This window comes from Micromonospora sp. NPDC005197 (assembly GCF_040608295.1).
GTDB lineage: Bacteria > Actinomycetota > Actinomycetes > Mycobacteriales > Micromonosporaceae > Micromonospora.
In genome coordinates this window covers 1-10978 of sequence record NZ_JBEXHY010000155.1, presented here as the reverse complement: position 1 = coordinate 10978, position 10978 = coordinate 1, and the positions used below count along the sequence as shown (strand labels likewise).

At 71.0% G+C, this 10978-nt stretch carries 13 protein-coding genes; 4 read left to right on the top strand and 9 right to left on the bottom strand.

The window, feature by feature from the left end:
• Positions 1 to 173: 173 nt before the first annotated feature.
• The 5 genes from ABZU46_RS28510 to rfbA all read right to left on the bottom strand — a co-directional run bounded on the left by ABZU46_RS28510 (position 174) and on the right by rfbA (position 4612).
• Positions 174 to 1199, bottom strand: a complete 1026-nt coding sequence (locus tag ABZU46_RS28510) for a cupin domain-containing protein (RefSeq protein WP_354862564.1) — start codon at positions 1197 to 1199, stop codon at positions 174 to 176.
• Between the two features lie 206 nt (positions 1200 to 1405).
• On the bottom strand, positions 1406 to 1609 hold the full coding sequence (locus ABZU46_RS28505) for a hypothetical protein (protein ID WP_354862562.1): 204 nt from the start codon (positions 1607 to 1609) through the stop codon (positions 1406 to 1408).
• Between the two features lie 68 nt (positions 1610 to 1677).
• Complete coding sequence (gene pafA / locus ABZU46_RS28500) at positions 1678 to 3036, bottom strand: Pup--protein ligase (RefSeq protein ID WP_234581936.1); 1359 nt, start codon at positions 3034 to 3036, stop codon at positions 1678 to 1680.
• Positions 3037 to 3104: 68 nt separating this feature from the next.
• Complete coding sequence (rfbC, locus tag ABZU46_RS28495) at positions 3105 to 3728, bottom strand: dTDP-4-dehydrorhamnose 3,5-epimerase (protein WP_354862560.1); 624 nt, start codon at positions 3726 to 3728, stop codon at positions 3105 to 3107.
• Positions 3725 to 4612, bottom strand: coding sequence for a glucose-1-phosphate thymidylyltransferase RfbA (rfbA, locus tag ABZU46_RS28490; RefSeq protein ID WP_354862559.1), 888 nt, complete (start codon positions 4610 to 4612; stop codon positions 3725 to 3727). Before rfbA ends, rfbC begins: the two co-directional genes overlap by 4 nt.
• Positions 4613 to 4700: 88 nt before the next feature.
• Here rfbA and rfbB point away from each other — a divergent pair, with 88 nt between their 5' ends.
• The 4 genes from rfbB to ABZU46_RS28470 all read left to right on the top strand — a co-directional run bounded on the left by rfbB (position 4701) and on the right by ABZU46_RS28470 (position 8244).
• On the top strand, positions 4701 to 5702 hold the full coding sequence (rfbB, locus tag ABZU46_RS28485; protein WP_354862557.1) for a dTDP-glucose 4,6-dehydratase: 1002 nt from the start codon (positions 4701 to 4703) through the stop codon (positions 5700 to 5702).
• Positions 5703 to 5871: 169 nt separating this feature from the next.
• Positions 5872 to 6243, top strand: coding sequence for a DUF2304 domain-containing protein (locus ABZU46_RS28480; protein ID WP_354862556.1), 372 nt, complete (start codon positions 5872 to 5874; stop codon positions 6241 to 6243).
• Positions 6236 to 6937 (top strand): glycosyltransferase family 2 protein, encoded by a 702-nt coding sequence (locus ABZU46_RS28475; protein ID WP_007459917.1) that lies wholly within the window; start codon positions 6236 to 6238, stop codon positions 6935 to 6937. The genes ABZU46_RS28480 and ABZU46_RS28475 overlap by 8 nt, the downstream gene beginning before the upstream one ends.
• A complete protein-coding gene (locus ABZU46_RS28470; protein WP_354862554.1) occupies positions 6934 to 8244 on the top strand; it encodes a polysaccharide biosynthesis protein in 1311 nt (436 codons plus the stop codon). Before ABZU46_RS28475 ends, ABZU46_RS28470 begins: the two co-directional genes overlap by 4 nt.
• A gap of 142 nt (positions 8245 to 8386) precedes the next feature.
• Here ABZU46_RS28470 and prcA read toward each other — a convergent pair whose 3' ends face one another.
• The 4 genes from prcA to ABZU46_RS28450 all read right to left on the bottom strand — a co-directional run bounded on the left by prcA (position 8387) and on the right by ABZU46_RS28450 (position 10870).
• Complete coding sequence (gene prcA, locus ABZU46_RS28465; RefSeq protein ID WP_354862553.1) at positions 8387 to 9217, bottom strand: proteasome subunit alpha; 831 nt, start codon at positions 9215 to 9217, stop codon at positions 8387 to 8389.
• Between the two features lie 61 nt (positions 9218 to 9278).
• Positions 9279 to 10118 (bottom strand): proteasome subunit beta, encoded by an 840-nt coding sequence (gene prcB, locus ABZU46_RS28460; protein WP_234581940.1) that lies wholly within the window; start codon positions 10116 to 10118, stop codon positions 9279 to 9281.
• Positions 10037 to 10708: an endonuclease VII domain-containing protein gene (locus ABZU46_RS28455; protein ID WP_354862551.1), complete on the bottom strand. Its 672-nt coding sequence runs from the start codon at positions 10706 to 10708 to the stop codon at positions 10037 to 10039. Before ABZU46_RS28455 ends, prcB begins: the two co-directional genes overlap by 82 nt.
• A 6-nt stretch (positions 10709 to 10714) precedes the next feature.
• Positions 10715 to 10870 (bottom strand): ubiquitin-like protein Pup, encoded by a 156-nt coding sequence (locus tag ABZU46_RS28450; RefSeq protein WP_354862566.1) that lies wholly within the window; start codon positions 10868 to 10870, stop codon positions 10715 to 10717.
• Positions 10871 to 10978: the final 108 nt, after the last annotated feature.

Sequence of the window (10978 nt, the reverse complement as noted above, 5' to 3'; positions counted from 1 at the left end):
ACCCCCCCCCAACCCCCACCCGCCCGCCCGCCCGCGTTGATCATGAAGTTATGGCCCCGACACGCCGGGCGGGCGGGCAATAACTTCATGATCAACCCCGGGCGGGACCGGGGTGGGGACCGGGTGGGACGCGGGCGGGACCTGGGTGGGAGGGTGACGGTCGGGTCAGCGGATCACCCGAACCGGGGCTTGCGGAACATCTCCAGGAAGACCAGCGGCTCGGTGCCGAGGTTCTCGATGTAGTGGCCGTAGGCGAACGGCACGTACCCGACGTCACCCGAGCGCATGTCGAAGGTGCCCGCCACGCCCTGACTGGCGAACACGCCCATCCGGCCGTGGCCGGAGAGGTAGTACTGCCACTCGTCGTCGGTCGGGTGCCAGTGCAGCTCGCGCAGCTCGCCCGGATCGACCTCGACCAGCGCGGCGCAGATCGCGGTGGCCGCCGGGAACTGGGTGACGTCGGCGATGCGGACCTGGCCGCCCGCGAACCGCTGCGGCTGCTGCGCGAGCAGCCGGTGGCTCAGGCTGCGGGGCACGTCCCCGCTCGGGCTGACCACCTTGTCGCGGTCCAGCGGCGGCGGCACCTGCCCCGCGAAGATGTACTTCTCCCGCTCCGGGATCGAGTCGAGCTGCTCAGGCCGCCACCCGAAGTTCTTGGCCAGCACGTCCTTCGGGGTGTGCGCGAAGAAGTCGCTGATCAGGAACGTGCTGTTCTCGGTGAACGCGCCGTCGTCGAAGACGAGCAGGAACTCCACGCCCTCGTCGAGCGCCTGGATGTGGTGCGGCACCCCCTGCGGAAAGAACCACAGGTCACCGGCGCGTACGTCGTCGAGGAAGTTGCGGCCCTCCTGGTCGACGGCGCTGATCCGGGCGCTGCCGCGCGACACGTACGCCCACTCGGACTGCTTGTGCCAGTGCAGCTCCCGGTACCCGCCCGGTTCCAGCGCCATGTCCACGCCGCTGAGCTCGGTGGCGACCGGCAGCTCCCGTACGGTCACCTCGCGGGTCCAACCGCCGCCCTGCACGCGGGCGTGCGCGTCGGAGAACGAGAACCGCAGGTTGGGCAGTGTCCCCGCGTCCGTGCTCGGCGGGGTCAGCAGATCGGGGTTCTGCCGGTCCCGGACCACGTCGCGCGGCCCGGGGTCCTGCCAGCCTCCCCCACCGCGTTCCGGCTGCGGCACCGTCCGGTCGTCGTCCATGATCGCCTCCCGCGTCGTCGCGTCCCGGTGTCGTCGGCGCAGTGGGCGGGCGGACCCGCCCGCGACGGCGACGTCGGCGGATACCCGTCGACGCGACCCGGCCGGGCCAACCTCTGGCCCCGGGAGGGTCACCGACGAACACCGCTCCCGCGACAGCGCGGGTGGGTCAGCAACGGACACCGCTCGCGCGACAGCGCGGGGCGGGATCAGGCGAGGAAGATCAGGGCGAGCCAGCCGCCCACGATGAGCACCAGCGCCAGGGCCAGCACCCACGTCGGCACGGTGTACTCACCGCGCCGGTTGCGGTCGATCTCGGCGCGGATCTTCTCCCGCCGGCGTTCGACCCAGTTCTGCCGCTCGGCGCCGCGCCCGGAGCGCTCGGAACGGTCGGATGGTTCAGAAGTCGTCATGGCGCGCCCAGCCTACCGGGCCGGCGGGCCCCGTCGGCGGCACACCACCGCCGGGGCCGGCACACCCGTCACATGCTGGCGATCAACCGCTCCACCCGCTCGTCGTACGCCCGGAACGGGTCCTTGCAGAGCACGGTGCGCTGTGCCTGGTCGTTGAGCTTCAGGTGCACCCAGTCGACGGTGAAGTCGCGCCGCTTCTCCTGGGCGTGCCGGATGAACTCGCCGCGCAGCCGCGCCCGTGTGGTCTGCGGCGGGGTCTCCTTGGCCTCGAAGATCTCCGGGTCGGTGGCCACCCGGTCCACCTCGCCGCGACGCTCCAGCAGCCCGTAGAGGCCCCGCCCACGGCGCACGTCGTGGTACGCCAGGTCCATCTGCGCCACCCGGGGGTGCGACAGCGGCAGGTCGTGCTTACGCTGGTAGCGCTCGATCAGCCGCAGCTTGCTGACCCAGTCGATCTCCCGCGAGACCGGCTCCAGGTCACCGCTCTCCACCGCGTTGAGCACCCGGCCCCACAGCTCGACGACCCGCTTGGCGGCCTGGTCGCCGCCGCGGCGCTCGACGAACTCGGTGGCCTTGGCCAGGTACTCCTGCTGGATGTCCAGCGCGCTGACCTCCTTGCCGGAGGCCAACCGCACCTTGCGCCGCCCGGTGATGTCGTGCGACACCTCGCGGATCGCCCGGATCGGGTTCTCCAGCGAGAGGTCCCGCATGACGACCCCGGCCTCGATCATCCGCAGCACGATGTCGGCGGTGCCGACCTTGAGCAGCGTGGTGACCTCGTTCATGTTCGAGTCGCCGACGATCACGTGCAGGCGCCGGTAGCGCTCGGCGTCGGCGTGCGGCTCGTCGCGGGTGTTGATGATCGGTCGGCTGCGGGTCGTCGCCGAGGAGACGCCCTCCCAGATGTGCTCGGCTCGCTGGGACAGGCAGTAGACCGCGCCACGCGGAGTCTGCAGGACCTTGCCGGCCCCACAGATCAACTGCCTGGTGACCAGGAACGGGATGAGCACGTCAGCGAGCCGGCCAAACTCGCCGTGCCGCGAGACCAGGTAGTTCTCGTGGCAGCCGTACGAGTTGCCGGCCGAGTCGGTGTTGTTCTTGAACAGGTAGATCTCACCTGCGATGCCCTCGTCGTGCAGCCGCTTCTCCGCGTCGACGAGCAGCCCCTCCAGGATCCGCTCGCCGGCCCGGTCGTGGGCCACCAGGTCGGTCACCGAGTCGCACTCCGGTGTCGCGTACTCCGGATGCGACCCGACGTCCAGGTAGAGACGGGCCCCGTTGCGCAGGAACACGTTGCTCGACCGGCCCCAGGACACGACGCGACGGAACAGATACCGCGCGACCTCGTCCGGGGACAGCCGCCGCTGCCCGCGATAGGTACAGGTGACGCCGTACTCGGTCTCGAGGCCGAAGATTCGCCGCTCCATGGTGTGACATTAGCCGCCCGGAGGCCCGGTTCGTCACTGTCACACCACAGGTCGTGCTTCGGGGGTGGTCACATACCGGCTGAGTGCGACATTCCGTCCGGCCCGAGACTGGCCACGAACCGCCGGCAGGCGTCGTACTCCGGCAGCAGGCCGCGCTCGCGGGCCTGCGCCAGGGTCGGCGCGGCGTCGTCGCGGGCGGACAGCAGCGGGACGTCGGCGGGCCACTCGATGCCCAGCTCCTCGTCCAGCGGGTGCACCGCGTGCTCGCCGGTCGGGTTGTACGTGGCCGAGCAGAGGTAGCTCAGCGTCGCGTCGTCGGTCAGCGTGCAGAATCCGTGCCCCAGCCCTTCGCTGAGGTAGACCGCCCGCCGGTCGGTGTCGTCCAGCCGGACGCCCTCCCACCGGCCGAAGGTCGGCGAGCCGACCCGCAGGTCCACGATCACGTCGAGAACCGCGCCGCGCACACACGTCACGTACTTGGCCTGCCCGGGCGGCACGTCGGCGAAGTGGACGCCGCGCACCACGCCGCGCGCCGAGACCGACAGGTTGGCCTGGGCCAGCCGCAGCGGGTGCCCCACCGCCTCGGCGAGGTGGTCGAAGCGGTACCACTCCATGAACATGCCGCGCGGGTCGCCGTGCTGCTGGGGGGTGATCTCCCAGGCGCCCTCGATGCCCAGCTCCCGGATCTTCATCGGCCCACCCGCGCTTCGTTCTTCTCGGCCAGCAGCCCGAACAGGTAGTCGCCGTAGCCGCTCTTGACCAGCGGTTCGGCGAGCGCGCGCAGCTGATCGTCGTCGATGAGGCCGGCCCGCCAGGCCACCTCCTCGACACAGCCGATCTTCAGGCCCTGCCGCTCCTCGATCACCCGGACGAACTCGCCGGCCTGCATCATCGAGGCGAACGTGCCGGTGTCCAGCCAGGCCGTGCCCCGGTCGAGCAGGGTGACGGACAGCTCGCCGGTCTCCCGGTACGCCTCGTTGACCGCCGTGATCTCCAGCTCGCCGCGAGCGCTCGGGGTGAGCTTGGCGGCGATGTCGACCACCCGGTTGTCGTAGAAGTACAGGCCGGGCACCGCGAAGCGGGACTTCGGCCGGGCCGGCTTCTCCTCGATCGAGAGCACCCGCCCCTCGGCGTCGAAGTCCACCACCCCGTACTCCTGCGGGTTGGCCACCGGGTACGCGAACACCCGGCCGCCGACCAGGTCGCCGTGGGCGGCGAGCTGCCGACCCAGGCCGACGCCGTGGAAGATGTTGTCGCCGAGGATCAGCGCCACCGACTCGTCACCGATGAAGTCCGCGCCCAGCACGAACGCCTGGGCGATGCCCTCCGGGCGGGCCTGCGTGACGTACTCCAGCCGCAGCCCGAACTGGCTGCCGTCGCCGAGCAACCGGCGGAACTGGTCCTGGTCCTCCGGTGTGGTGATCACCAGGATCTCCCGCACCCCGGACATCACCAGGGTGGAGAGGGGGTAGTAGATCATCGGCTTGTCGAAGACCGGCATCAGTTGCTTGGACACTGCCCGGGTGATCGGCCAGAGCCGGGAACCGGTGCCGCCGGCGAGTAGGATTCCGCGCACCGGGGGAGCTTAGCCGCTACCAGCCCGCCGGCATGTCGGTGGTCGCCGCCGACAGCCGGCCCACCGCTTCGCGTACACTCCTGGACCCGTGAGGATCCTCGTCACCGGCGGTGCCGGATTCATCGGTTCAGAGTACGTCCGCATGCTGCTGGGCGTGCCTGGTGGCACCGCCTCGGGCGTGCCTGCGGTCTTCCCCGCCGGCGTGACCGTGCTCGACAAGCTCACCTACTCGGGCAACCTGGCGAACCTCGACCCGGTGCGCGACGACCCGCGGCTGCGCTTCGTGCAGGGCGACATCTGCGACCCCGGTGTGGTCGACGAGGTGGTCGCCGGGCACGACGTGATCGTGCACTTCGCGGCGGAATCGCACGTCGACCGCTCGATCGCCGGAGCCGCGCCGTTCGTCACCACCAACGTGCTCGGCACCCAGACGCTGCTGGACGCGGCGCTGCGCCACGGCACCGGCCGCTTCGTGCACGTGTCGACCGACGAGGTGTACGGGTCGATCGACGAGGGCTCCTGGACGGAGACCTGGCCCCTCGCGCCGAACTCGCCGTACTCGGCCTCGAAGGCCGGCTCCGACCTGCTCGCCCTGGCCTACCACCGCACCCACGGCATGGACGTGGTGGTCACCCGCTGCTCCAACAACTACGGGCCGTACCAGTTCCCCGAGAAGGTCATCCCGCTGTTCGTCTCCAACCTGCTCGACGGCGGCACCGTTCCGCTCTACGGCGACGGCGGCAACATCCGCGACTGGCTGCACGTGCACGACCACTGCCGGGGCATCGCGCTGGTCCAGCAGAAGGGCCGCGCCGGCGAGGTCTACAACATCGGCGGCGGCACCGAGCTGACCAACAAGGAGCTGACCGGTCTGCTGCTGGAAGCCTGCGGCGCCGGCTGGGACCGGGTCGTCCCGGTGACCGACCGCAAGGGCCACGACCGCCGCTACTCGCTGGACATCACCAAAATCAACCAAGAGCTGGGGTACGCCCCGAGCATCGACCTCACCGACGGTCTGGCGCAGACCGTGCAGTGGTACCGCGACAACCGGGCCTGGTGGGAGCCGCTGAAGGCGGCGCCGACCGCATGACCCGGGCGATCACCATCGATCGGTTCCCCCGTTCCATCCCCCGATCGGCGTACAGTGTGCTAGGGCACGGCCGTTGGGCCGCCGCGGGTCTGCCACCCCTCACGGGCTGGCACACCACCCTGGCCGCCGCGTTCGCCTCCGCCGCTCCACCCGCCCCGTGGAAGGTCGCATGAAGCTCACCCTCGTCACCGGCTTGACCGGCCTGATATTGCTGGCCACGATCGTCGAGCTGCTGCGCCGCCGGCAGCTCCGCGAGAAGTACGGCATGCTCTGGCTCGGCGTCCTGGTGATCGTCATTCCGCTGTCGCTCTTCCCCCGCCTGCTGGACAACGTCGCCGAGCTGCTCGGCGTCCAGTCCGGCGTGAGCCTCGTGCTCTTCCTCGGCATCGTCTTCCTCCTGCTGGTCTGCGTGCACCTCAGCTGGGAGGTCAGCGCCCTGGAGGAAGAGACCCGCACCCTGGCAGAAGACTTCGCCCTCCTGCGCGCCGAGATCGACGCGGACCGGGCGGCCCGAGACGAACTGGTGTCGCACGATGGTTAACGGCAAGCGGGTCCTGATCATCATCCCCGCGCTCAACGAGTCCGGCTCGATCGCCGACGTCGTCGGCGAGGTCCGCGGCGAACTGCCCGGCGTCGACGTGCTCGTCGTCGACGACGGCTCCACCGACCGCACCGCCGCCGTCGCCGCGGCGGCCGGCGCCCGGGTCGCCAAGCTGCCGTACAACCTCGGCGTCGGCGGCGCCATGCGCCTGGGCTACCGGTACGCCCGCGACCACGACTACGACGTGGCCATCCAGATCGACGCCGACGGCCAGCACGACCCCCGGTACGTGCCGAAGCTCGTCGACCTGCTCGACGAGACCGACCTGGTGATCGGCGCCCGGTTCGCCGGCGAGGGCGACTACAGCGTCCGCGGCCCCCGCCGCTGGGCCATGGTCATGCTCTCCGGCGTCCTCTCGCGTGTCGCCCGCACCAAGCTCACCGACACCACCTCCGGCTTCCGGGCCGCCAACCGCCGGGTGATCGACATGTTCGCCACCTGGTACCCGGTGGAGTACCTGGGCGACACGGTCGAGACGCTTGTGCACACCGCCCGGCGGGGCTACACCATCCGCCAGGTGCCGGTGGCCATGCGCAAGCGGATGGCGGGCACTCCCAGCCACTCCCCGGCCAAGGCCATGATCTACCTCGGTCGCGCCTTCGCCGTGCTCACGTTGGCGCTCATTCGCCGGTGATCCGCCGGCTCCTGAGTCTCGTCCCACCGGGGACCGTCGCCGTCGGCGCCGGCCTGGCCCTGCTGGGGCTCGCCTCCTACGTCCACCTGGCCGTCGCCGGGCACAGCCTCACCGAGGCGGACTACTCGTCGCTCGCGGCGCTCTGGACGATCGTCTTCACGCTCGGCATCGGCCTGTTCATGCCCGTCGAGCAGGAGGTCGCCCGCCTCGTCGCCGGCCGGCACAGTCAGGGCCTCACCCCCGGGCCCGTGCTGGCCCGGGGCGCCGCCCTGGCCCTCGGTCTGCTCATCGCCATCGTCGCGCTGATCGTCATCGCCCGGGCGCCGCTCGCCGACCGGCTCTTCGCCGGTGACAACGACATGGTCACCGTGCTGATCGGGTCGCTCGCCGCGCTCGCCGTCGCACACACCACCCGCGGCGTGCTCTCCGGCCTGCAACTGTTCCCCTGGTACGGCACCCAGCTCGGCGTCGACGGCGGCCTGCGCATCGTCCTGGTCGCCCTGCTCGGTCTGACCGGCGTCACCTCCCCCGTCTGGTTCGGCGCGGTGCTGATCGCCGCGCCGCTGATCGGCGTGGCGGTCACCGCCCCACCGGTCCTGCGGGTCATCGGCGGCGGCGTCCCCGTCGCCTGGGCCTCGTTCCTGCGCGGCCTCGGTCTGCTCATCGCGTCCAGCCTGCTCTCCCAGGTCGTCGTCAACATCGGCGTGATCAACGTCAAGGTGCTGGACCCGTCCGACGTGGCCACCGCCGGCGCCCTGCTCTCCGCGCTGGTGCTGGTCCGGATCCCGCTGTTCGTCTTCGCGTCGCTGCAGGCGTCCCTGCTCCCGGGTCTCGCCACCTCCGCCACCACCGGCGACCGCACCGCCTTCAACGGCCTCCTGCGCCGGGCCCTGGGCGTCGTCACCGCGCTCGGCCTCACCGGCGCCGTGCTCGCCGTCCTGCTCGGCCCGTGGCTGGTGCAGACCCTGTTCGACGCGCCCGACGTCCTCGGCCACGGCGACTTCGCCTGGCTCGCGGCAGCCACCCTCGCCTACCTCTGGGCGATGGTCCTCGGCCAGGCGCTGCTCGCCCTCGACCGGCACCGGGCGCAGGCCGTCGCCTGGGCCGTCGGCGTGGCCGCGCTGGTCGTCGCCACCCTCGCCCCGGTCGCCACCGCGCTACGGGTCGAGCTCGGCTACGCCATCGGCTCCGTGGTGGTCGCCGCGACGATGGCCGCCCTGCTGCGCGGCACCCGCGCCAGCGGCACGACCCCCACCGACGTCCCGCACCGCGAGGCCGTCACGCCCGGGGTGACCGGAGGGCTCTGACCCCGCGCCGCCCACGCCCGCTGCGTATCGCCAGCGGCCGACGTACCGGCCCGCCCGCGGCACAGGACCCGCGGCCGGGCCGGGCGGCAACGCAAAGCGGCGGGCGGCCCGAGGAACTGGCCGCCCGCCGACATGACCCGTCCTACTTGCCGTCCGCCGGCTTGTCCTCCAGGTCTGCGGAGCCCGCCGACGTCGTCGGCTTGTGCGCCTCCGTGGTCGGCTGCGCCGGCGTGTCCGGCCCGCCCGCCTCGGCCGGCTCCTCCGCTGCCGCGACATCGCCGTCCAGCAGCGCCGTCAGCGCCGCGCCCGTGATCCGGCGGAACGTACGACCCACCCGCTGGCGGTCCAGCACCGCCACCTCGAGCTGGTTCGCGGCGATCGTGCGGGCCGCGCCGCCCTCACCACCGACGGTGCTCAACGCCTGCACCGCCACCCGGGCCGCCTCACCGAGGGACATGTCCGCCCGGTGCTGCGACTTCAGCACACCGGTGATCGCCTCGGCCTGACCACCCATGGCCATCCGACCCGGCTCGTCGTTGACCGACCCGTCATAGGTGAGCCGGTACAGCTCGTCGTCGTCCGGAGTCGCCCCGACCTCCGCGACGCAGATCTCCACCTCGAACGGCTTGGACTGCTCGGTGAAGATCGCGCCGAGCGTCTGCGCGAACGCGTTGGCAAGCGCCCGCCCGGTGACGTCGCGCCGGTCGTAGCTCAGGCCGTTCAGATCGGCCATCCGCACCCCGGCCCGGCGCAGGTTCTCGAACTCGTTGTACCGACCGACGGCGGCGAAGCCGATCCGGTCGTAGATCTCGCTGACCTTGTGCAGGGCGCTGGAGAGGTTCTCCGCGACGAAGAGCACCCCGCCGGAGTAGCTCAGGACCACGGCGCTGCGACCCCGAGCGATGCCCTTGCGGGCCAGCTCGGAGCGGTCGCGCATGATCTGTTCGGGCGAGGCGTAGAACTGCATGGCCACGGCGGCGGTTCTCCTTACGGCGCTGTGCTGACGACTGCGGACTGGTGGGGGTGGACGGGGCTCATCCGCCCGGGTTCTCCATCCGGCCGGCGACCACACCCTCGGCGATCGCCGCCGTCTCGGTGTCGGTCAACCGGCGGGTGCCCTCGGCGGTAGCGGTCATCACCACCGGATAGATCCGGCGGGTCAGGTCCGGTCCGCCGGTCGCGGTGTCGTCGTCGGCCGCGTCGTAGAGCGCCTCGACCGCGAGCCGGGTCGCGTCGTCCACGGACAGGCCCGCCCGGAAACGCTTCTTCAGCGCCGACTTCGCGAAGAGCGAGCCCGAGCCGATCGCGTCGTACCCGGTCTCCTCGTACGGGCCACCCGTCACGTCGAAGCTGAAGATCCGCCCCGCCCGCGCCGGGTCGGCGGCGGCCAGGTCGAAGCCGGCGAACAGCGGCACCACGGCGAGCCCCTGCATGGCCGCGCCCAGGTTGCCCCGGATCATCGACGCCAGCCGGTTGGCCTTGCCGTCGAGCGAGAGCATCGCGCCCTCGATCTTCTCGTAGTGCTCCAGCTCCACCTGGAACAGTCGCATCAGCTCGATGCCGATGCCCGCGGTGCCCGCGATGCCGACCAGCGAGTACGCGTCGGCGGGGTGCACCTTCTCGATGTCACGCTGGGCGATCAGGTTGCCCATGGTGGCCCGTCGGTCGCCGGCCATCACCACGCCACCGGCGGCCGAGATCGCCACGATGGTGGTCGCGTGCGGCGCCAGGTCGGCGGCCATGCCCGGCGGCAGCGGCCGACGACCGGGCAGCATCTCGGGCGCCACCCGGCTCAGAAACGTGGTGAAGGAGGACGTCCCCGCGTTGGTGAACACATCTGGTAGACGCCCGGATGGATCAAAGCCCGCTGCCACGTGGTTCCTCTCAGGTACGTGATCGCCCTGGCCAGCCTCGTAGGACTGTCACGGAACTGGCCAAGACCACCGTTGCAGTTGAAGCAGAGTATCCCGCGCACCCACCCGGTGCGATGATCGTGGTCCAGATGTTGCGGGTCCGCGCCGCCACAGATCGCGCAGACCCCGCCCTGCTCGGCCAGGAGCTCCTGAAACTCCTTCTCCCCCACGCCGTAGCGCCGCTGGAGGTGGTACTCGCGTGTGCCGCCGTAGAGTCGTTGCGCCGTCTCTTTGCCACGGGCGTTGTGGCAGGGTTTGCAGTAGCTGTGCCGACCACTGGCCTTGGTCGAGGTGGTGGGAAAGTCGTTCAGGGGCTTGATCTGCTCACAGTCCGGACACCACTTGAGGCCTTCGCCGACGGGCCTGGGTGATCTCCGCTGCGGAGCAATACCGCGCTTGCGACGGCTTGCCTCCGACCGTGCGGCGGCGCAGACCTTGCAGTAGAAGGCCAGCCCGTCCTTCCTCCGCCGGTCACGGTGGAACTCAGTGCTGGCCAGCACTCTCTTGCACTGCGGACATGCCTTCTCGGCACCGTCCGGCGAATCGGACATATGGTATCATTCACCTCCTTTCTGTACATAACCCCTCACGAATTCCTCTGCGTTTTCTTCGAGGACGGAGTCGATCTCGTCGAGCAGGTCGTCGACGTCCTCGGTGATCTCGGCGTGCCGCTCAGCCACCTCGGGGTTGGCCTCCGTGGTGACGTCCTCGATCTCCTCGCCCTGGCGTCTCACCGGCACCGCGTCGGGGACCACGGTGACCCTGCGCTGGGCCGCGTCGAGCGACAACGTCGGGGTCCGGGCGTACGACGTCTACCGCGG